This is a genomic window from Sphingomonas sp. P3_C6, assembly GCF_056402595.1.
Map to the genome: position 1 here is coordinate 16668 of NZ_JBFUHB010000006.1, position 21604 is coordinate 38271.

Below are 21604 nucleotides of genomic sequence, written 5' to 3' on the forward strand. Positions count from 1 at the left end.
AAAAGGGTCGAGGAGATTGAATGTGATTGTCACCGAAAACAGCGCGCGCGATTTCACCGATCCGCGTATTCCGAACCGCAATGCGTGCGTGTTGCACTATCTGATCGACCGTTGGGCGACCGAGCGGCCCGACAAGACGCACGTTATCTTCGAGGACGGCGAGGAGTGGAGCTTCACCGAACTGCGCCGTCGCGTGATCGCAAAGGCGGCGGGGCTACAGAAGCTGGGCGTCAAGCAGGGCGATTTTGTCGCGGCGTTCATTCCCAGCGGTCGCGATGGCCTGCTCGCTTTTTATGCGATCAATTATCTTGGCGCAGTGTTCGTGCCGTTCAACACCGCTTATCGCGGCAATTTGCTGACCCATGTCGTCAGGAATTCCGGCGCAAAGCTGATGATCGTCCACCCCGATCTCGCGCCGCGGCTGGCCGAGGTCGATTTGGCGGAAATCGAGCAGCTGGTGGTAACCACTGGCGGCGCTGTGCCGGACCTCGGCATGCCGGTCAACCGGTTCGACGATCTGGTGGGCGACAGTGTCGCGCCGCTCGACCGCCCCATCGAGCCTTGGGACATTCAGTCGATTATCTATACGTCAGGCACGACCGGGCCGTCGAAGGGGGTGCTGTCCTCCTATCTGCACATGTTCACGAACGCCGGTCCCGAATCCTGGCCGATGGTGGGAGAGGACGACCGCTATATGTGCGTCGCCCCGATTTTCCACATCGGTGGGATGGGGCCGCCCTTCGTGATGCTGGCGCGCGGTGCATCGGTCGCGCTCATCGAGTCGTTTTCGACCGAACAATTCTGGCAAATCGCCCGGAGAACCCAGTCGACGATGGTCTTCCTGCTCGGCGTGATGGCCAATTTCCTGATGAAGCGGCCACCCTCGCCCGAAGATCGCAACCACAGCGTGCGCACGGCCTTCATGGTGCCACTCACCGATGTCGCGCCTGCGTTTGCCGAGCGGTTCGGCATCGACATCTATACAATCTTCAACATGACGGAGATCTCGTCGCCGATCGTGTCGGAGGCGAACCCCACCAAGCGCGGCACCTGCGGCAAAGTCCGGCCGGGTGCCGAAGTCCGGCTGGTCGACGCGAACGATTGTGAAGTGCCCGTCGGTTCCATCGGCGAGATGCTGGTGCGCTGCGATCGGCCTTTTGCGATGAACAGCGGCTATAATCGCAATCCGGAGGCGACGGCCAAGGCCTGGGCCAATGGCTGGTTCCATACAGGTGATGCGTTCCGGTGCGACGAGGACGGCTATTATTATTTCGTTGACCGGGTGAAGGACGCGATCCGTCGTCGCGGCGAGAATATCTCTTCCTTCGAAGTCGAGGTTGAGGTTTGCGCCCATCCCGACATCCGCGAATGCGCGGCCATCGCTGTACCGAGCGAGTTTTCCGAGGACGAGGTAATGGTGGTCGTGGCACCGGTTCCGGGCAAGACCATCAACCATGAGGAACTGGCGACCTTTCTGATGGGAACCATGCCTTATTTCATGGTCCCCCGTTACATCCGGATCATGGACGAGCTGCCCAAGACACCTTCGGCCAAGGTGCTGAAGAACGATCTTCGACTGCAGGCGGTGACCGCAGACACCTGGGATCGCGAGAAAGCCGGGCTGCGGGTGCGCCGCGAGGTATTTGCGGGTTAGAGCGAAGGGCGCGCCATGAACGAAAAGCACGGCGACACTGCGGCGACCGCTTGAATCGGTATTCCTGTCGAGCATCGCTGTGCTGTTGGGCGATCGGTTCAAGCTCGACCTGCCGACGCGCGAGCAGCATGGCGCAAGCGAAGCGCCCTTTGCGACGATGCCGCCCGATGCGGTAGCCTTTCCCCTCACGACCGAGGAGATCGTGACTATCATGCGGCTGTGCGGTGAGCATCGGGTGCCGATCATCCCCTATGGTGCAGGCACCGCGCTGGAGGGGCAGCTCGCTTGGCGACGATCAGCGGATGGACCCTTGGCGCGTGCCTGGTGGCGAAGGTGAACGGTTCGAGCACATAGTTCGACGCATGGCCGAAATCATCGTCGATATAACCCTATCACCGGGCAATCGGCACGGAAGCTTCGAGTCCTGCGTCGTCGGCCATCTGCACCAGTCGGACGCAATCGTCCCAGATCGGCTTGAGTTGCTCCGGTGCCGTGGTCAGCGCGGGCATGGTGTTCATGCAGAATACGCCCAGTTTGAGCGTGTTGCGTTGAAGACCGGATTGGTGGTTTTCATGCCAGCACGACCTGACTGCGAGACGCGACGATCTCCCCATCAAAGGCTGCTTCCGCTGCAGCAAGGCGCGGCGCGTATTCGGCCATTGCCGCCATCTTGACCGGGCCAAATCCGCGCACCCCGCTGACAAGATCGAGCGCGTTTGCAGCGGCATCGATCGTTGCCGGGGTCAGGCGGGCGGCGACACGATCGACCAGCGCCGCATAATCGCTGGCCAGCGCACGTTCAGCCTTTCTTTCCACGGAATAGCCGAAAACATCGATCATCGTGCCGCGCACCCCCTTCATTCCTTTGAGTATGCGAAACAGCGGCAGGACGGCCCATGCTGGAAATTCACGTTTGCGCGGGCGGCCATCCGGGTCGGTGCCACCAAGCATCGGCGGCGCGAGATTGAAGCTAAATTTGGCGCCGTCGGCAAAGCGGGTCTTCAACCGCTCATGCAGCGCGGGCAGGGTGAGTAGCCGCGCGACTTCATATTCATCCTTGATCGCCAGCAATGAACCAAGATTCTTTGCCACGATCCGGGCTAGCCGCTCTGATCCCGGAGCGACGGCAGATTCCGCGCTGGCGATGCGTACGACGATAGCGCGATAGTGTTCAGCCAGTGCCGCGTCCTGATAGTCGGTGAGATGGCGGGTGCAAAATGCCACGATTTCGTCCAGCGTCTCCGGCAGCGGTGACGGGGGCGTGGCAGTGACTGCGATCCGGTCGGGTGCATAAGCCGACAGCCGTCCCAGCCGGAATGCGCGCAGATTGAGAGGCACTGCCACCCGGTTCAGCGTGATCGCCTGCTCGATTGCCGCGACCGAAACCGGCAGCAGCCCCGATTGGGCGGCATGGCCGACGACGATCATATTGGCKGCAACGCTGTCGCCCATCAGTCGGGTCGCCATGCCCGTCGCATCGAGGACGTGAATTGCATCGGAACCGATCGCCTTGAGCAGCCGCGCCAGCAATACTTCGGGCTCCAGCCGGAAATCGCGGTTGAACTGGAAAGCGGAGGTCGGAACCACTTCGGTGTTGGCGATGACGCGGGTCCGCCCCTTGCCGAGCGACCTGACCGCATCGGCCGACAGGGCAGCAACGAGGTCGAACGCGAGCATCAAATCGGCTTCACCTTCGCCGAGCTTCTGGCTGTGCAGGTCCCCCACGCTGGCGGCAAATCGCAAATGGCTGAACACTGCACCGTTCTTTTGAGCGAGGCCCGTCATGTCGAAAGCGGACGCGGCAAGCCCATCGATATGCGCGGCCATGCTCAGGATGGCCCCGACGGTGATGACCCCGGTGCCACCGATCCCGGCAACCATCATGTTGACGTTGCCGCCCAACACTATCGGCTCCGGCAGGTCGGCGAACAGGCTATCGTGGAACGTTGCCGTCTTCGCCTTCCGCAGACCCGCGCCCTTTACCGTGATAAAGGACGGGCAGAAGCCGTTGGCGCAGCTGTAATCCTTGTTGCAGCTCGACTGATCAATCGCGCGCTTGGTGCCGAGTGCGGTGTCCTTCGGCACGATGCTGACGCACGTCGACTGGACCGAACAGTCGCCGCAGCCCTCGCAGACTTCCTCGGCGATAAACAGCCGCTTCACCGGATCGACCATCGTGCCACGTTTGCGGCGACGACGCTTTTCGGCGGCGCAGGTCTGTTCGTAGATCAGCACCGAACAGCCCGACAGTTCGCGTAGGCGCCGCTGCACCGTGTCGAGTTCGTCGCGATGGCCGATCGTGACACCCGCGGGCAGGCCTTCACCCTTGCCATATTGGCCAGGATTGTCGCTGAGCAGGACAATCTCGCCAACGCCCTCATGCCGCACCTGCTGGGCAATCTCGAAAACCGAAATCGGCCCATCAACCGGCTGTCCACCGGTCATCGCAACGGCATCGTTATAGAGTATCTTGTAGGTGATGTTGACGTTTGCGGCGACCGCAGCCCGGATCGCGAGCAGGCCTGAATGATAATAAGTGCCATCGCCCATATTCTGGAAAATATGGGGCATGTCGGTGAACGGCGCGAGGCCGAGCCAGTTGGCCCCTTCGCCACCCATTTGCGTCGGCAGCATCGCCACATCGGGACGAACAAAATTCGCCATGGTGTGGCAGCCGATGCCGGTCATGCTAAGGCTCCCCTCGGGGATGCGCGTCGATCGGCTATGCGGACAGCCCGAACAGAAATAGGGGGTGCGTTTGGCGTCACTATTGGGGGTGACCGTGGAACCCGACAGTGGGGCTCGCTCCTCGATGCCGAGCAGTCTGGCAATGATGCGGGCAAGGTCAGCGGGTTCCAGCTGCAGTGCCGATGATAGCAGCGGTTTGCCGTCGATATCCTTCTTGCCAATCAGTCGCGGGGCCGCGCGGTCATTGACGAGCGCGGTCGCGACCTGAAGCTCGATGAAGCTCTTTTTCTCTTCGATGACGAACAGCGTTTCATGGCCGCGCGCAAAATCAGCGAGCGTCTCGCCGTCGAGCGGCCAGATGCATCCGACCTTGTACAAAGACAGACCGAGGCTGGCGGCTTCGCGCTCGCCGAGGCCGATCAGGTCGAGTGCCTGACGTACGTCGCCATAGCTTTTGCCAGCGGTTGCAATTGCGATCCTTGGCTGTTCAGCCCGGAAGATTGCGTGGTCGATCCGGTTAGCACGGACATAGGGAATGATCGCGGGGAAGCGGTTCTCGATGACGATTTGTTCTGCGCGCAGCGGGTTGAAGGGGCGAACCGCCGCGTGCAGCCCCTCAGGTGGAACCGTGGCGATCGCCGGCAAGACAGGCGCGAAATTGGGCAGGTCGATGTCGACGGTCGCGGTCTGTTCGACCACCTCGTTCACGCATTTGATCGCGGCCCACGATCCGCTGTGTCGCGACAGCGCATAGGCGTGCAGACCATATTCGACGATCTCCCCGACATTGGCCGGGTAGAAGACCGGCACCATACAGGCCGACACCGCCTGTTCGCTTTGAAAGGCGACGGTCGAGGATTTGCCGGCATGGTCGTCGCCATAGAACAGCACGACGCCGCCCTTGGCATGCGCTCCGGCATAATTGCCGTGGCGAAAGGCATCCAGCGAACGGTCGACGCCCGGGCCCTTGCCGTACCACGCCGCAAACACACCGTCGAAGCGCGCGCGGGGGACCTGGTCGATCTGCTGCGAACCGGCGACGGCGGTGGCGGCGAGATCCTCGTTGACGCCGGGCTGGAAATGGATGTGCGACGCCTTGAGTTGGCTACCGATCGACCAGAGTGTGTTGTCGACATTGCCCAGCGGCGAACCGCGATAGCCCGAGATATAACCTGCAGTTTTCAGCCCAGCGCGCTCGTCGAGCCAAGCCTGCGCGAGCAGAACGCGCGCGATCGCCTGTGTTCCGCTGAGCAAAATTCGACCGGAGACGCAGTTCCATTTGTCGTCGAGCGTGATCATTGCACCAATCCCATCCTTGTTGGGCGGACATATCATCGTACAGCGGGAGAGACTGTCGCATATGTGACAGCAGCAGCTTGGCCACCGGATTATGAGGGCCACGAAAAGTAGAAAGGGAGGAAGCGACGATGAAGCTTGCACGCTGTCACAATGTCGCCGCCCTGCGCGACCGCGCGATTGGCCGACTGCCGCGCCCGGTGTTCGACTATATCGATGGTGGTGCAGAGGATGAAATCGCGCTGCGCGAGTCGGTGTCCGCCTTTGACGATCTTCGCCTGCTACCGCGAACTTTGGTCGATGTGTCCGCACTCGATCTGGGAACGACACTGTTTGGTCGCCGCCTTCCGATGCCGCTGATGCTGGCACCGACCGGGCTGACGCGACTGTTCCATCCCGATGCCGAACTGGCCGTGGCGCGTGCGGCCAGTGCCGCCGGACTGCCTTATTGCCTGTCGACGCTCGGCACGACGACGATCGAGGACATGGCGGTCCAAACCAGCGCACCGAAGCTCTTCCAGATCTACATCTTCAAGGACCGCGGCCTTACCGAAGAGTTTATCGAGCGTGCGCGCCTGGCGGGTTATGATGGTCTAGTGCTGACCGTGGACACGCTGGTCGCGGGCAAGCGCGAGCGCGACATTGTCCACCGTTTCGGCCTGCCGCCCCGGCTCACGCCGCAGAGTTTTTTAAGCTATGCGGCCAAGCCCTGGTGGTCGCTCCCGGCTCTTTTGGGGCGCAAGTTCGACTTCGTCAACGTCGCCCATCGGGTCGAGGCGATGCAGGCTGGGCCCACGACGCTGGCAGAATATGTCGGTAGTCAGTTCGACCGTTCGCTCGGCTGGAAAGACGTCGAATGGCTCGCGCAGCGATGGGGCGGGCCGCTTGCGATCAAAGGCATCGTTCGCGCCGATGATGCCGTCCGTGCGGTCGATGCTGGTGCCGATACGATCATGGTTTCTAACCACGGAGGCCGCCAGCTTGGCACCGCCTGCGCACCGGTAAACGCCATCCCGGCGGTTGCTGACGCGGTGAAGGGCCGGGGAACGATCATCTGCGACGGCGGCATCCGGCGCGGTGAGCACATTGCAAAAGCGCTCGCGTTGGGCGCGGATGCCGTGTCGATCGGGCGCAGCTATCTTTATGGGCTGGCGGCGGGCGGGGAAGCGGGTGTCACCCGTTCGCTTGCGATCCTGCGTGAGGAGTTGGAGCGAACGATGATCCTGCTCGGCGCACCCGACTGCGCCTCGATCGACCGCGATATGGTCGCCTGATTCACGTGGCCCAGGCGTTCCCCGCCACTTTCGACTTTACCCGGTGGATGACGCCGGAGGCGCTGGCGGCACTGTCCGAGCGAGCGCGGGTACGACACGTGCCTGCGCGAGGACTGATCTATGGTCAGGGCGAGGCCGGCGATGAGATGTTCCGTATCCACACCGGGCTCGTCCGATTGTCGGTAATGCAGCGGGACGGGCGCGAGCTTCTCTACCAGTTGTTCGAGCCGGGGGACTGTTTCGGCACCAGCAGCATTGTCGACGGCGAACCCCGGCCGCAGACCGCCGAAGCGTTCGAGGACGTAGAAGTTGAAGTTTATTCCCGGACGATGATCGACGAACTTCGCCTGATCCATCCCTCGATCAACGACGCGTTGCTGCGGCTGTTGTCGCGCCACATGCGGCTGCTCAGCGACTATTTCGCGGGCTTCGCGTTCGACGAATTATCGTGTCGGCTGGCGCAACGAATCGTCGACGCTATCGACACGTTCGGCGTGCCCGTCGAGGGCGGCCACGGCTTTTCGCGTGCGATTACCCAGACCGAATTGTCCTTGATGGTTGGCGGTACCCGCCAGTCGGTAAATCGCGTTTTGGGGCAGTTCCGTAAAGTGGGGCTGGTCACCACGCGCCATGGTCGGCTGGTGATCCAGAACCTTCCTGAACTGCGGCAGATTGCCGCTCGGGGCTGGAAACTACGGCACTTCCCCGCAGACAGCGGACCTGATCCCGTCCAAAGATGACCTGGGACTCCGCCGTTTGAGCCAAAATCGTCAAGCCAATGCATGGCCGAAACACGCTACTTCGAATTGACATATACTGATGAGTATCTATTACTTATCGACAGTAGCATTATCGCATCCGTTGCGAGTGCAGTCCAAAGCAATGAAGGCAGCCATAAGGCTGCGCGAGGAGTGGCATGACGGCACAGAATATCACGGAGCTCGGGAGCCGCGGCGATAAAGTCGATCGCGTCAGGCTTCGCGATGGTGTGGACCATGCGAATATCCCCGCCCTGCTACTCTGCCTTGTCCAATTGACCGGTGACAAGGCATGGCTGGAAAGCCCTTATGCGCCGCGTCGTGGTCGGGGACTCGACGACAATGATTCCGGGGGTCTTGCMGACGATATACAGGGCGAAATTCGTGATGCCGCTTATCGCGCGATAATTGCCTGGCTGGGTGGATCCCCATTGGCACTCGCGCGCCCGACCAACAAGCAACTCGCCGAGATGTTGAGCGTGTCGATGAGCGAGGTCGTGCCCGATGAATATGGGGACGTCGTTGCCTCGTCGCTGCGCCTCGACCCACCCGCTCCGCCACCCGCCAAGGCCGCCAAGCCGCTAAAGGCGATCATCATCGGTGGCGGTATATCGGGCATTTGCGCCGCGATGGAGTTGCGTAATCTGGGGATCGGCTATCACCTGTTCGAAAAGAACAGCGAGTTCGGCGGCACATGGTTTGAAAACCATTATCCGGGCTGTGGCGTCGACACGCCCAACCTCACCTACACCTTCGCAAATCGACCGAGCGACTGGACGCGCTACTTCCCTGGTCAGCCCGAAATCGAAAAATATCTGCTCGATACCGCGCGTGAGAAGGGGCTGTACGACCGCGTCACCTTCAACGTAAAGGTACAGCGCGCCGAGTGGAACTCTGCCACCAACCAGTGGAAGGTCACCGTCGCAGCCGAAGACGGCACCGAGAGCGAGCATATCGCCGACATCGTGATCAGCGCGGTCGGCATCCTCAATATGCCGCAGATCCCCGTAATCGAGGGCATTGAGAGCTTCACCGGACAGATATTGCACACCAGCAACTGGCCCGACGATATCGATCTGGCGGGCAAGCGCGTCGCCGTGATCGGCAACGGTGCCTCGGCGATGCAAGTCGTCCCCGCGATTGCCGATCAGGTCGGCGCGATGACGATCTTTGCCCGGTCGAAGCAGTGGGCCGCCCCTTTTCCGCAGTTCAAAAAGCCGGTGCCGGAGGGCGTACGCTATCTGATGGAGATCTTCCCGCTCTATCGCGGCTGGGTCGAGCAGCGACTATCCTGGACGTTCAACGATCGGGTTCACGGCACCCTGTTCCGCGACCCCGACTGGTCCGAGCCAATGCGCGCGGTCAATGCGATCAACGATGGCCACCGCGAATATTTCACGCGCTATGTGCAGGAGGAACTGGGCGACCGGCAGGACCTGCTGCCGCTGGTGCTGCCCGACTATCCACCGTTTGCAAAGCGGATGTTGCTCGATAATGGCTGGTATCGCACGCTGCGAAAACCTCATGTGATGCTCATCCCCGAGCGGCTGGCCAAGGTGGATGGTAGCACGTTGTCCAGCGGGTCGGGCCAGCAGGTCGAGGCCGACATCATCATACTCGCCACCGGCTATCAGGCATCGAACGTGCTTGGATCGTATGACGTTATCGGTCGCGAAGGCCGTGTGCTGCGCGAATTCTGGGAAGGCGACAATGCGTCGGCCTATCTCGGCACTTTGGTCCCGGGTTTTCCGAACTTCTTCATCCTGCTTGGCCCCAACGTGGGCGCGGGCCACGGCGGCAGCATGATCCGCAACATCGAGAGTCAGGCTCATTATGCGATGCGCATCATCGAGATGCTGATCGCCGAAGGCGCGACATCTGTCGAGGTGCGTGAGGATGTCTATAACGACTATGTCTCACGGCTCGACGCGGCGCATGAGAAACTGGTCTGGACCCATCCGGGCACCGAAAACTGGTATCGCAACTCGCGCGGTCGTGTCGTGGCGATCACGCCATGGCGCAATGACAGCTTCTGGCGAATGACTCGCGAGGCCAACCCTGACGATCTGACTTTCAGCCAAGCGCGGGTTGGTGAAGACATCGAACAAACCGCCTGAACCAGCGCCCGGCAGAGCGCGGACGGGAATCAGTCAGAGGGAGAAATGTCATGGCAACCCTGGTCGAGGTACAGCCATTCGATCCGTCCGTCCCCGAATTGTTCGCGGACCCTTATCCGGCCTTTGCCGCGATCCGGGAGAATGATCCATTCCACTGGTCGAAGTTCGGCTATTGGGTGGTGTCGCGCTACGATCATGTCCGCGAAGTGCTGATGAACCGCAAGGATTTCGGCACCGGGGATTTCGTCGCCAATCTGAAGCTTTTCTATGGCGCGGACTATGATGTGATGGCGAACAGCGGTTACCGCTGGCTGTCCGAAGCGTTCATCATGCTTGATCCGCCGCAGCACACCCGCGTTCGCGGCCTCGTGACCAAATCGCTCACGGCAAAACGCGTCCGCGGGCTGCAGGACCGTATCGGCGGGATCTGCCAGGAACTGACCGACAGCTTCATCGCCGATGGTCATGCCGATTTGATCACCCAATTTTGCTACAAGCTGCCGGTCATGGTCATATGCGAGCTGATGGGCATCGACTATCGCCATCCTGCGATGGCTCAGCTGGTCGCCGCCATTCCCGAGGCCTTTGTGGTGATGGAAGCGCGGATGCTGACGTCGGAGGAGCAGGCCATCGCCAACCGGCGGATCGACGAACTCGAAGCCTTTTTTAACGCGCAGTTCGAAGATCGGCTGGTCAATCCGCGCGACGATTTGTTGACCGCACTGGCCGAGACCAGTCGGACCCTGGACGGACTTACCATCCACGAAGCGACGACGGTCGCAATCGCGCTGTTCGGCGCGGGATTCGAGACGACCGCCAATATCATTGGCAACGGCCTCTACCGTCTGCATCGCCATCCCGATCAATGGGCGCGACTGGTCGCCGATCCAGCGGGTCTCGCCGCCTCCACCAACGAGGAGGCGCTGCGGTACGAAAGCTCGCTCGTCGCGACCTATCGTACCGCGCTCAACGACACGGAGATTGGGGGCCATCCGGTCAGCGCCGGGCAGCGCGTGCTGACGCTGGTCGGTGCCGCCAATCGCGACGGTCGAAAGTTTGCCGACCCCGACGCGTTCGATGTGAGTCGGGAGGGCGCTGCCGATCACATGTCGTTCGGCGGCGGCATCCACTTTTGCGTCGGTGCCGAGCTCGCCCGGATCGAGGGACGCATGGCGTTTGAGCATCTCGCAAAGACGTTCCCCAACATGACGGTCGATTGGGAAAACGCCAACTTCCGCGAGAGCTTCCTGTTCCGCGGGCTGACGAGGCTCGACGCAAGCTGGTGATTGCCGCGACGATGCGCCACCTCATCGGACAGGAACTCGGACGAACGGACCTGTTCAGACTGGCCACTGCCGAAGTACTCGAACCCGCCGAGGGGCAAGTGCGGCTGCGCGTCGATGCGACCGCGCTGGGCTTTGTCGATGGCCTGATCGTGACCGGCCAATATCAGATCAAGCCCGAACTGCCCTATGTTCCGGGCGGCGAAATTGCCGGTACGATCGATAGCATCGGTCCGTGCGTCGACGGTTTCGCCATCGGTGACCGGGTGGCGGTATGGCAATTGGGCGGGGGTGTCGCCGAGTTTGCGCTTGCCACAGCGGGAGCTTTGATCCCAATCCCCGACCGTCTGGAATCGGGTGCGGCGGCGGCGATGATCGTCGATTATCTCACCTCTCACTATGCGCTGTTCGACCGGGGTCGTCTGAAGTCCGGGGAGACCGTGCTGGTGCTAGGCGCGGCGGGCGGTGTGGGTGCGGCGGCGGTTCATCTGGCCGCGCGAGCCGGAGCTCATGTCATTGCGGCAGCTTCGTCACCTGAAAAACGTCAGCGGGCGCTGGCGCTGGGTGCGCGGGCCAGCGTCGATTATTCGGTCGAGAACTGGCGTGGAGCCCTGCGCAATCTGTTGCCGCCCTCCGGCCTCGATCTGATCGTCGATCCGGTCGGGGGCGCGATGCTCGAGCCGGCCTTCCGCTCGCTTGCGAAAGGTGGCCGCCATCTCGTTCTCGGTTTTGCCGGTGGCGAGATAGCGAGGCTCCCGGTCAACCTTGCGCTCATCAAAAGCGCGTCGCTGATCGGCGTCGATGTCCGCCATCTGACCGAAAACGACATGCCGCGCGCTCGTGCGATTTGGCAGGCCCTCTTCGCTCAGGCTGCGGACGGCATGATCGACCCACCGGTCTATGAAAGCTATCCGCTCGACAAGGCAGAACATGCCCTCGCCCGCACGGTTGCACGCGACAAGCTGGGGAAGATCGTCATTACACGCTGACCGAACTTTCTCAGGGCAAGGTGGCTTCACAAAACGCGATGACGATAAGCTCGGTTATGCCGGTAAGCAGCGTATGATCCTTAGAGAGCGGTTGGGAACCAGTGTCGTCATCGGTATGATGGAGGCGAGCACTAGCGATCGGCTGAGTCCAGTTGGTTCCGGTCGCGGCAGGCACCGCACCGCGTTACGTGAAGCCAAGGTCGAACGGATGTTCTGAAAATCATGGATTGGAAGGAACATGGCAAAAGACAAATAGGCAGAGCGCAAAGCCGATAACCTTACACAAAACCTTACACAGTTTTGAAGATTGTTGCATAATATTGCTGTATTAGAATGACTTAGATCGCATTTGTGCTGCTCAAATCCGGTCCCGCAAGGAGTGTCGGTTCGATTCCGACCGCGCACACCATCAATTTTCTGCAACACCTCTGCCGCCGTCGCGCGGCGCGCAGCCGATTCGCCGACGGAACCCGGTGCTGAACGCGCTGGCGGAGTCGTGTCCGATTTCTTCGGTGAGTGGGTGGAGCGGCTTGGCGCCGCGGCTGAGTGCGTCCCAGGCGGGCTTCACCGAATCGCTTGCCTATGAGCCCGACGCCTCATTCCGGCACAGTATGAATCCTTCGCGCACGCTTGTTTCGCGAAGATGGGTGATTATCCCACGGCCTATTGCACTGAAGCAGAGGTAGCCGAGGCGGTCTTCTCCGCGGCGACGGAATAGGGCGACAGGATTATCCAGCGGGCCCGGATTCGAAGATGCTTGCCGCGTTGCGCTGGGAGACGTCGGAAGACCATTGTCCGGCAAAGATGCACGAGATGTTCGGGCCGAAGTGATTTTTGCGTGAGCAAGAGCGCCGCCCGTCGATTGACCGGTGCCGTTCCACCGGAGAGGCTGGGCATGCCGGAACAATGCCTTTTTCCAATAAAGGCGCTCGAAAACACTTCGAGCACGCAAGAAAAGTTCAAGATGAACGGATATTAATTAATAGGATATCCGATTTCATCGAATTTAAAGTCTGGAACTATCGAAGTATATGACGATATAATTTCTGAACCGGAACGATAGTGATCGGCATGTGTTTTGCTGGTATGAAAATCATCCAAAACAAATATGAGATCTATATTGAGAATGTAGCCAATCACGCTCTTCATTCGGTGATGACGCATTGGATATGGCGTAAGCTGAACGGTGCCGGACTCGTCACCGTTCATGGGTCGCATCATGGTTCACTCGAGGCATGCTTCGCCTCGGTCCGCAAGCATCGCGACAGGTTCGGCGATGCGCCGATCTCGATCAACCTGCGCCATGGGGACGTGAAGGACGCGCCGAGAATCGTCGCGGTTGCCGTTGCCGGGCGCGACGTCTCGATCACCAGCCGACAGATCGGCTAGGGCCGGGACGGGCCTCGCAAAGATCAGGCCTCGACGGTTTCCAGCTCTTCGCTGATCGCCAGCCACACGGCCTCGGCCGTCTCCAGCTTGGCGGCGACATCGGCGCGCTGCTTCATCAGGTCGCTCATGCTCATCTTCGCCAGCCAGGGCTCGGCCGTCGAGGGGTCGAACATCGCGCGATCTATCGCGCTGCGCTGCTTGGAGAGCTTGGCGACCAGCGCCTCCGCCTCGTGGGCGCGCTTGCGCAAGGCAACGCTCTTCTCGCGCGCTTCGGCATTGGCGCGGCGCTCGTCCTTCTTGCTGACCTTGTTCTTCGACGCCGCATCCCCGCCGGAAGCGCCCTCACCGGACAGCACGAAGGCGATATAATCCTCCATGCTGCCATTATATTCGGTGGCGGCACCACCATCGACCAGTACCAGCCGGTCGGCGGTCAGCTCAATCATGTGGCGGTCATGGCTGACGATGACCACGGCGCCGTCATAGGCGTTGAGCGCCTGTACCAAAGCCTCGCGCGCATCGACGTCCAAATGGTTGGTCGGCTCGTCGAGGATCAGCATATGCGGGGCGTCGCGGGTGATCAGCGCCAGCGCGAGGCGGGCGCGCTCGCCACCCGACAAGCTGCCGACCTTTGTCGTCGCCTTGGCACCGGAGAAACCGAAACGGCCGAGCTGGGCGCGGACGGCGGCGGGCGACATGCCCTTCATCATCCGCGTCATATGTTCGAGCGGCGTGTCGGTCGTGTCGAGTTCTTCCACCTGATACTGGGTGAAATAGCCGACGCGCATCTTGCCCGAGGCAGTCATCTCGCCTTCCATCGGCGTGAGTTGTGCTGCGAGCAGGCGGGCGAGGGTGGTCTTGCCGTTGCCGTTACGCCCCAACAGCGCGACACGGTCGTCCGGGTCGAGCCGCAGGTTGAGACGGCGCAGGATCGGGTTGCCCTCGGTATAACCGACGGCGGCCATATCTAGCGTCACCAGCGGCGGGCGCAGTTCCTCGGGGCTGGGGAAGGCGAAGGAGAGCGTCGGATCTTCGGCCATGGCCGCGATCGGCTGCATCTTGGCCAGCATCTTCTGGCGCGATTGGGCCTGTTTCGCGGTCGAGGCGCGGGCGCTGTTGCGGGCGATATAATCCTGCAGCTTGGCGCGCTGGGCATCCTGCGACGCCTTGGCGGCGGCAAGCTGGGCGGCGCGTTCGGCGCGCTGCTGCTCGAAGCTGTCATAGCCGCCGGTGTACATCACCGTCTTGCCGCCCTCGAGATGGAGGATGGTGTCGACGACATTGTTGAGCAGGTCGCGCTCGTGGCTGATGACGACCATCATCGCCGGATAGGCCTTGAGGAAATTCTCGAGCCACAAGGTCGCTTCGAGATCGAGATGGTTCGACGGCTCGTCGAGCAGCAGCAGGTCGGGCTCGGAGAAGAGCAGGGCGGCGAGCGCGACGCGCATCTTCCAGCCACCCGAATAGCTGTCGATCGGGCGACCCTGCATCTCCTCGTCGAAGCCCAGGCCGACCAGGATGCGCGCGGCGCGCGCCTCGGCGGTATAGGCGTCGATCGCGATCAGGCGGTCGTGGATTTCACCGACGCGGTCGGGATCGTGGCAATCCTCCGACTCCTTGAGCAGCGCGGCACGCTCGGTATCGGCAGCGAGCACCGTTTCGATCGGCGTGATCTTCCCGCTCGGCGCTTCCTGCTTGAGATAGCCGATGCGCGTCTTGCGCGGCATCTCGATCTCGCCCTCATCGGCCTCGATCGATCCGATCATCACCTTCATCAGGGTCGACTTGCCGGCGCCGTTGCGGCCGATCAGGCCGACACGGCTCCTCGGCGGCAAGGTTGCCGTTGCGCGGTCGAGGATCGTGCGCCCACCGAGGCGCACCGTGATACCGTTGATATTCAGCATGCGGGCGCCATTATCATGCAGCGCAGCATAATAGAAGGGCGGCTGATCTCTCCTGCTTGCGCAGGAAATCCGGATCCGAGACCAGGGGATCATGGCCGAAGCTGCGATTTTGTTGAAGAGGAGGCTGGAAAGCCCGGCCCCAATCAACCTACAAGCTTCAATCCGTTATGTTTTCGGCAGGAGCACGCGCATGGATCCCCGCATGGATCGTCGTCACTTTCTCTCGTCCGGAGGAGCCGTGGCGCTCACCGCCGCGCTGGCTCCGACAGAGCTGCTCGCGCAAACCGCCGCCTCGGGTGACGCAGCGCTCAATATCGAGTTCGAACGCGTGTTTCAGCAAGCGGTCGGGCGTTCGCCCGAACTCGCGACCTCTCTCGGGCTCGACAAGGGCGCGATGGCGGCGGCGAAAGGCCGGCTGTCGCCGCGCACCCCGGAGCGGCGCGCGAAGGACATAGCGGAAACCAAGGCGTCGATTGCCAGGCTTGCCGGATACGTCCGCGATACGCTGTCGCCTGCCGCGAAGCTCAACCTGGAGGTCGTGCTCTATTCGTTGAACACACAGATCGCCGCACCGGACAGGTTCGGCATCGACAGCGCGATACGGCCCTATCGGATCTTCCAGCAGGGCGGCGCCTATTTCTCGGTGCCGGACTTCCTGAACACCGCCCATACGGTCGCGGTGAAGGCCGATGCCGACGCCTATCTTTCCCGGCTCGACCAGTTCGCGACCGTGCTCGATCAGGAGAGCGGCATGCAGGAGGCGGAGGCGAGCAAGGGCCTGCTCGCGCCTTCCTGGTCGCTCGATCTCACGCTCGGCCAGATGCGCAAGTTGCGCGGACAGCCAGCGGCGACGTCCAGCATCGTCCAGTCGCTGGCCGGGCGGGCAAGGGCAAAGGGCATCGACGGAGATTGGGAAGCGCAGGCTACCCGCATCGTGGAGGCCAGAATCTACCCCGCGCTCGACCGGCAGATCGCGTTGATGGAGCGATTGAAGCCGACCACCAGGCCGGGCGACGGCATCTGGCGCGTGCCGGGGGGCGAGGAAATCTATGCGATGGCGCTCAACCAGGCGACTACTACGGCGATGAGCCCCGACGAGGTGCACCGCATCGGCCTTGCCCAGGTTGCGGAGATCACCGCGGAACTCGACACGATCCTAAAATCGCAGGGCTATACCAACGGCACGGTGGGCGAACGGCTGGCAAAGCTGAACGTCGCGCCGGACCAGCTTTATCCCGACACGGCGGAGGGCCGCGCCACGCTGATCGCCGGCCTTAACGAAGGGGTGAAGGCGATGTACGCCAAGCTGCCGGGAGCATTCGTGACCGTACCGACCCAGCCCCTCGAGGTCCGCGCCGTACCTGTGGAGATTCAGGACGGCGCCTCCAACGGCTATTACAACCGCGCCTCGCTGGATGGTACGCGGCCGGCGATCTATTTCGTCAACCTCAAGGATGTCGGGGACTGGCCGAAATATACGCTGCCGTCGCTCACCTATCACGAGGGCGTGCCAGGCCATCATTTGCAGATCAGCCTGGCCCAGGAATCGAAGGATATTCCGACGCTGCGCAAGATCGGCTTCTTCTCGGCCTATTCGGAAGGCTGGGCGCTTTATGCCGAGCAACTGGCGGATGAGTTGAAGGCCTATCGAACGCCGCTGGAACATGCCGGCTATCTCCAGTCCTTCCTGTTCCGTGCGACCCGCCTGGTCGTCGACACCGGCATCCATGCCAAGCGCTGGGACCGTGAGAAGGCCACCAGCTACATGGTGGCGACGACCGGCTTCGCCCGTCCGCGCACCCAGCGCGAGATCGAGCGCTACTGCACCCAGGCGGGCCAGGCCTGCAGTTACAAGGTAGGGCACATGGCCTGGACTCGCGCGCGGGCAAAGGCGCAGGCCGAATTGGGCGCACAATTCGACATCAAGCAATTCCACGAGATATTGAAGGAGGGCGCGATGCCGCTGGTCATCCTCGAGCGTCGCATTGACGAGCGCATCGCGACGATGAAGCGCGGCGGGGGCGCATAGGCAACCGTCGCAACGGACGATTTGCCGCGGCCGATCGCGTAGATCGACAGGAGGATTCGTCGGCGCCATCGCCCGCGAGGCCAGAAAAGCTATGGGCGAAGAAAAAAGGGGGCGGTGGACGGCGCTGCATTTCCTCGTCGAAACCCAGGCCGACGGGGCTCTTCGGCGGCAAGGTGGCCGCCGCTTGGTCGAGGATCGTGCGGCCGCCGATGTGACAGGCCCTCCCCCGACCCCTCCCGCAAGCGGGAGGGGAGCAGAAGAGCGGATGGGTCACGCGATGGTATTCACCAGCCCGCCTTCGGCGCGGATCGACGCACCATTCGTGGCGGCGGCGCGGGGGCTGGCGATATAGGTTACCATGTCGCCGATCTCCCTTGCCTCGATCATGCGCTGGATGATCGATGACGGGCGGGCGTCGCGGAAGAACTCGGCTTCGATCTGGTCGATCGGCGCGGCGGGATCGGTCGCCTGGCTGCGCAGGAACTCGACCACGCCGTCCGACCGTGTCGGCCCCGGCAGCACGGAATTGACTGTGACGTTGGTGCCGCGCGTCAGCTGCGACAGGCCGCGGGCGACGGCCAGTTGGGCCGTTTTCGTCATGCCGTAATGGATCATGTCCTGCGGTACGGCGAGGCCGGATTCGCTGGAGATGAAGATGATGCGGCCCCAATTCTGTTCGAGCATCGCGGGCAGATAGGCACGCGACAGGCGGACACCGCTGAGCACGTTGACGTCGAAGATGTTGCTCCAGTCGGCATCGCTGATGTCGGCGAACGGCTTGCTTTCATAGATGCCGAGATTGTTGATGAGGATGTCGACGTGGGGAAGCGCGGCGATCGCAGCGGCGGCGCCATCGGCCGTCGCGACGTCGGCGATCACGCCGGCCACCGGCTTGCCGCCCGAGGCGTTGATGTCGGCGATGGCGTCGTCGAGCTTCTGCTGCGAGCGGCCGGTGATCGTCACCGCCGCGCCTTCGAGCGACAGCGAGCGGGCGATTTCAAGGCCAATGCCACCGGTGCCGCCGGTGACGAGCGCGATCTTGTCGGTCAGTTCGAGGTCCATGATGTGTCTCCACAGGGGGTTTCGTTGGAAGCAATCTAGGCATCGTGCCCGCGTTCAACTATGTCCGAAGTCGGATCAGCATCTGTGAATGGAAATCATCAATGCCGCGTATCCTGATGGAACGATCGGGCGAGATGGAGGTGTTCGTGCGGGTGGTGGCCGCGGGAGGATTCTCCGCGGCTGCGCGGACGCTCGACCTGACTCCATCGGCGGTGAGCAAGCTGATCGCCCGGCTGGAGGAAAGGCTCGGGGCGCGGTTGCTGGTGCGGACGACTCGCCGGCTGAGCCTGACCGACGAGGGCGAGGCCTATCACCGCGCGGCCATTCGGATCCTGCAGGAGCTCAACGATGCCGACCAGGAAGCGTCTGGCGGCGCCGTGCGCGGGCGGCTGCGGGTCAGCGCCTCCCTGCCGTTCGGCACGATGGTGGTGGCGCCGGCGGTGGCGACTTTCCTCGCGCGCCATCCTCAGATCGTGGTCGACCTGAACCTTACGGACGATGTGGTGGACCTGCTGGCGGAGCGCACCGACGTGGCGATCCGGATGGGGACATTGCCCGACAGTTCGCTGATCGCGCGCAGGCTGGGGCAGACGCGCCGGATAATCTGTGCCGCGCCCGATTATCTCGCGCGCCACGGTGTGCCGGAGCGACCGCAGGACCTGGCCCGGCACGACTGCCTGACCTTCAATTTCCGCCACCCGCGTACAACCTGGCCGTTCCGCTGCGGCGGGGACATGATCGAGCAGCCGGTCACTGGCAGTCTCCAGCTCAACAATGGCGAGACGATGCGGCAGATGGCGCTGGCCGGGGTCGGCATTGCGCGGATCGGCCAGTTCCATGTCGCCGAGGCGATCGCCGCAGGGCGGCTGGTCGCGCTGCTGGAGGACTGCAATCCGGGGGACATGGAATATGTCAGCGCCGTCTATGTCGGCGGCGGGCTGTTGCCGCACCGCGTGCGGGTGTTCATCGACCATCTCGTCGAGGAATTGCGGCGTGCGCCGCCCCTCGCCTTCGATGCGCCCTGACGCCGGGATCAACGGCGGGGCAGGGTGATCGTTGCGGTCAGGCCGCCTTCGGGGCGGTTGACGAGGGTGATGTCGCCGCCCGCCTCGCGGACGATGGCGCGGGCGAGCGCGAGGCCAAGACCGATGCCGCCGGTTTCCTTGTTGCGCGACGTCTCCAGCCGGGTGAACGCATCGAACACGTCGCCGAGATGCTCGGGCGGGATGCCGGGGCCCTGATCGATGACATGGATCGCGACCGCGCGCTCGCCTGGGACGATCCGCACCTCGGCGGATTCGCCATATTTGACCGCATTCTCGATGAGGTTGCGCACCGAACGGCGGATCAGCGAAGGGCGCAGCCGCATCCTGAGTCGGTCGGTCTCCTCGAAGGTCACGTCATGGTCAAGATCGCGGAAATCCTCGACCACCGCATCGACCAGGGCGGCCAGATCGACCTCGGTCAGCGGTTCGCTCGGCCGGCCCAGTCGCGCGAGCGACAGGATGTCGTCGAGGGTGCGGTTCATCTCCTCGATCGTGTCGGCCATCTTCAGCCGGTCGGTATCGTCCTCGACGGATTCGATGCGGACGCGCAGCGCGGCGAGCGGGGTGCGCAGATCATGGCCGATCGCGCCGAGCATCCGATCCTTCTCGTCGAGCATCGCCGACACGCGCAGGCGCAGCGCGTTGAACGCCGCGATCACATCACGCAGATCCTGCGGCCCGCGCTCCTCGACCGGCACGTCAACCTCGCCGGGCATGAAGGTGCGCGCGGCCGCGGCCAGGCTGCGCAGCGGCTGCGAGATCCTGCGGCCGATCCACAGCACCGGGATCAGCACGATCGCATAGAGCACCAGCGTCTGCCAGATCAGCCGCCACACCAGATAGGCCTCGGCACGCGGCCAAGGCGCGTTGAGTACGAGCCAGCCATGGCCGGGCTGCTCGACCGCGATGACCAGTTCACCACCCATCTTGATCATGCGATCGGCCATGCGCGGCCCCCAGCGGCGCACCCGGCGGTCGCCCGGCTTGATCGCCCGGACCTGAGTCTCGATGCGGCCGACCTTCAATCCCGCCTCGGCCAATGCGCTGCGTAGACCTTCTTCCACTGCTGGCTGATGCTCCCCGGCCGGGTCGACCGGCGAGACATCGGCCCGACGGACCCGTCCGCGATTTTCATCGACGGGGCGCCCGGCATGGCTGCGCTCCACCGCATCGACGATGCGGGTGACGGCCGGACCGGTGGCCTGGTCGTAGCGCGAGGCCCGGCGATCCTGCAGCTGGATGGCGAAGTTGATCGCCTGTGCGACGAACAGCGCGATGGCGATGAGCAGTACCATCTGCCCGGAAAGATTGCGCGGCCACAGCCGGATTCGCCTCACAGGCGAGTCACCTCTGCGGCGAGCGTATAGCCGCCACCCCAGACCGTCTTGATGAGATCCGGATTCTTGGGATCGGTCTCGATCTTGCGACGCAGGCGGCTGACCTGATTGTCGATCGCCCGGTCGAAGGCGGCGGCCTCCCGCCCCTGGGTCAGATCGAGCAGCTGGTCGCGGGTGAGCACCTGGCGCGGGCGCGTGACCAGCGCATGGAGCAAATTATATTCGCCGGTCGAGAGGGGGACCGAGACACCCTCGCGGTCGACCAGGGCGCGCTCACCCGATTTCAGCACCCAGCCGGCAAAGGCGAAGGAGCCGGTGTCGGGCGCATGCTGGCGCGTGCCGCCGGCGGCGGCACGGCGCAGGATGACCTTCACGCGGGCGGCAAGCTCTCGCGGGGAGAAGGGCTTCACGACATAATCGTCGGCGCCCATTTCCAGCCCGACGATCCGGTCCGTCTCCTCGCTGCGTGCGGTGAGCAGGATGACGGGCGTCTCGCTCGTCTCGCGAATGTGGCGGCACAGGCTCAGCCCGTCCTCGCCCGGCATCATGATGTCGAGGATGACGAGATCGATCGCATAGGCGGTGAGGCGCGTGCGCGCCGCCTCCGCGTCACCCGTCTGGGTCACGCGGAAGCCCTGCTTCGTCAGATATTGCGCGAGCGGTTCGCGGATCGAGCGCTCGTCATCGACCAGCAGAAGGTGCGGTGTTTCTCCCATGAGATCGTCATCTAGCATGATCGGTCGCCTTTGGAACATGCCGGGCGGGCGAGGAGGGAGGG

Annotated in this window: 16 protein-coding genes; 10 read left to right on the top strand and 6 right to left on the bottom strand. The window is 62.9% G+C overall.

The window, feature by feature from the left end; translation table 11 throughout:
• Window positions 1–22 precede the first annotated feature (22 nt).
• Window positions 23–1654, top strand: coding sequence for an AMP-binding protein (locus tag AC1DT7_RS08775; RefSeq protein ID WP_478035557.1), 1632 nt, complete (start codon window positions 23–25; stop codon window positions 1652–1654).
• A gap of 79 nt (window positions 1655–1733) precedes the next feature.
• Window positions 1734–1991: an FAD-binding oxidoreductase gene (locus tag AC1DT7_RS08780; protein WP_478035558.1), complete on the top strand. Its 258-nt coding sequence runs from the start codon at window positions 1734–1736 to the stop codon at window positions 1989–1991.
• A 55-nt stretch (window positions 1992–2046) separates the two neighbouring features.
• Here the strand turns inward: AC1DT7_RS08780 and AC1DT7_RS08785 are convergent, their stop codons facing one another.
• Window positions 2047–2172: a hypothetical protein gene (locus AC1DT7_RS08785; RefSeq protein ID WP_478035559.1), complete on the bottom strand. Its 126-nt coding sequence runs from the start codon at window positions 2170–2172 to the stop codon at window positions 2047–2049.
• 52 nt (window positions 2173–2224) lie between these two features.
• Window positions 2225–5641: an indolepyruvate ferredoxin oxidoreductase family protein gene (locus AC1DT7_RS08790; RefSeq protein WP_478035560.1), complete on the bottom strand. Its 3417-nt coding sequence runs from the start codon at window positions 5639–5641 to the stop codon at window positions 2225–2227.
• A gap of 128 nt (window positions 5642–5769) precedes the next feature.
• On the opposite strand from AC1DT7_RS08790, the gene AC1DT7_RS08795 reads away from it, so the two are divergent.
• The 6 genes from AC1DT7_RS08795 (at window position 5770) to AC1DT7_RS08820 (ending at window position 13448) form a co-directional block, all read left to right on the top strand.
• Window positions 5770–6912 (top strand): alpha-hydroxy acid oxidase, encoded by a 1143-nt coding sequence (locus AC1DT7_RS08795; RefSeq protein WP_478035561.1) that lies wholly within the window; start codon window positions 5770–5772, stop codon window positions 6910–6912.
• Between the two features lie 5 nt (window positions 6913–6917).
• Window positions 6918–7652, top strand: a complete 735-nt coding sequence (locus AC1DT7_RS08800) for a Crp/Fnr family transcriptional regulator (protein WP_478035562.1) — start codon at window positions 6918–6920, stop codon at window positions 7650–7652.
• A 449-nt stretch (window positions 7653–8101) separates the two neighbouring features.
• Complete coding sequence (locus AC1DT7_RS08805; protein ID WP_478035563.1) at window positions 8102–9787, top strand: flavin-containing monooxygenase; 1686 nt, start codon at window positions 8102–8104, stop codon at window positions 9785–9787.
• A 50-nt stretch (window positions 9788–9837) separates the two neighbouring features.
• Window positions 9838–11073 (top strand): cytochrome P450, encoded by a 1236-nt coding sequence (locus AC1DT7_RS08810; protein WP_478035564.1) that lies wholly within the window; start codon window positions 9838–9840, stop codon window positions 11071–11073.
• 11 nt (window positions 11074–11084) lie between these two features.
• Complete coding sequence (locus tag AC1DT7_RS08815; protein WP_478035565.1) at window positions 11085–12059, top strand: NADPH:quinone oxidoreductase family protein; 975 nt, start codon at window positions 11085–11087, stop codon at window positions 12057–12059.
• 1062 nt (window positions 12060–13121) lie between these two features.
• Window positions 13122–13448, top strand: coding sequence for a hypothetical protein (locus tag AC1DT7_RS08820; protein WP_478035566.1), 327 nt, complete (start codon window positions 13122–13124; stop codon window positions 13446–13448).
• A 23-nt stretch (window positions 13449–13471) separates the two neighbouring features.
• Here AC1DT7_RS08820 and AC1DT7_RS08825 read toward each other — a convergent pair whose 3' ends face one another.
• Window positions 13472–15352, bottom strand: a complete 1881-nt coding sequence (locus tag AC1DT7_RS08825) for an ABC-F family ATP-binding cassette domain-containing protein (RefSeq protein WP_478035567.1) — start codon at window positions 15350–15352, stop codon at window positions 13472–13474.
• 202 nt (window positions 15353–15554) lie between these two features.
• Between AC1DT7_RS08825 and AC1DT7_RS08830 the strand changes: the two genes are divergently transcribed.
• On the top strand, window positions 15555–17381 hold the full coding sequence (locus tag AC1DT7_RS08830) for a DUF885 domain-containing protein (protein WP_478035721.1): 1827 nt from the start codon (window positions 15555–15557) through the stop codon (window positions 17379–17381).
• A gap of 270 nt (window positions 17382–17651) precedes the next feature.
• Here AC1DT7_RS08830 and AC1DT7_RS08835 read toward each other — a convergent pair whose 3' ends face one another.
• Complete coding sequence (locus AC1DT7_RS08835) at window positions 17652–18443, bottom strand: SDR family NAD(P)-dependent oxidoreductase (RefSeq protein ID WP_478035568.1); 792 nt, start codon at window positions 18441–18443, stop codon at window positions 17652–17654.
• A gap of 101 nt (window positions 18444–18544) precedes the next feature.
• Here AC1DT7_RS08835 and AC1DT7_RS08840 point away from each other — a divergent pair, with 101 nt between their 5' ends.
• Window positions 18545–19468 carry a LysR family transcriptional regulator gene (locus tag AC1DT7_RS08840; protein WP_478035569.1) on the top strand — a complete coding sequence of 308 codons (924 nt, stop codon included), beginning with the start codon at window positions 18545–18547 and terminating at the stop codon, window positions 19466–19468.
• Between the two features lie 8 nt (window positions 19469–19476).
• Here AC1DT7_RS08840 and AC1DT7_RS08845 read toward each other — a convergent pair whose 3' ends face one another.
• The gene (locus tag AC1DT7_RS08845; RefSeq protein ID WP_478035722.1) at window positions 19477–20784 is read right to left on the bottom strand and encodes a sensor histidine kinase; all 1308 of its coding nucleotides are present in this window, start codon (window positions 20782–20784) and stop codon (window positions 19477–19479) included.
• Between the two features lie 38 nt (window positions 20785–20822).
• Window positions 20823–21542, bottom strand: a complete 720-nt coding sequence (locus AC1DT7_RS08850; protein ID WP_478035723.1) for a response regulator — start codon at window positions 21540–21542, stop codon at window positions 20823–20825.
• Between the last annotated feature and the right edge of the window lie 62 nt (window positions 21543–21604).

Excerpts from the sequence above, each read along its gene's own strand:
- AC1DT7_RS08840 (WP_478035569.1), top strand. The coding sequence starts at position 18,545 with ATGCCGCGTATCCTGATGGAACGATCGGGCGAGATGGAGGTGTTCGTG.
- AC1DT7_RS08815 (WP_478035565.1), top strand. The coding sequence starts at position 11,085 with ATGCGCCACCTCATCGGACAGGAACTCGGACGAACGGACCTGTTCAGA.
- AC1DT7_RS08795 (WP_478035561.1), top strand. The coding sequence starts at position 5,770 with ATGAAGCTTGCACGCTGTCACAATGTCGCCGCCCTGCGCGACCGCGCG.
- AC1DT7_RS08825 (WP_478035567.1), bottom strand. The coding sequence starts at position 15,352 with ATGCTGAATATCAACGGTATCACGGTGCGCCTCGGTGGGCGCACGATC.
- AC1DT7_RS08810 (WP_478035564.1), top strand. The coding sequence starts at position 9,838 with ATGGCAACCCTGGTCGAGGTACAGCCATTCGATCCGTCCGTCCCCGAA.
- AC1DT7_RS08850 (WP_478035723.1), bottom strand. The coding sequence starts at position 21,542 with ATGGGAGAAACACCGCACCTTCTGCTGGTCGATGACGAGCGCTCGATC.
- AC1DT7_RS08845 (WP_478035722.1), bottom strand. The coding sequence starts at position 20,784 with ATGGTACTGCTCATCGCCATCGCGCTGTTCGTCGCACAGGCGATCAAC.
- AC1DT7_RS08830 (WP_478035721.1), top strand. The coding sequence starts at position 15,555 with ATGGATCGTCGTCACTTTCTCTCGTCCGGAGGAGCCGTGGCGCTCACC.
- AC1DT7_RS08835 (WP_478035568.1), bottom strand. The coding sequence starts at position 18,443 with ATGGACCTCGAACTGACCGACAAGATCGCGCTCGTCACCGGCGGCACC.
- AC1DT7_RS08785 (WP_478035559.1), bottom strand. The coding sequence starts at position 2,172 with ATGAACACCATGCCCGCGCTGACCACGGCACCGGAGCAACTCAAGCCG.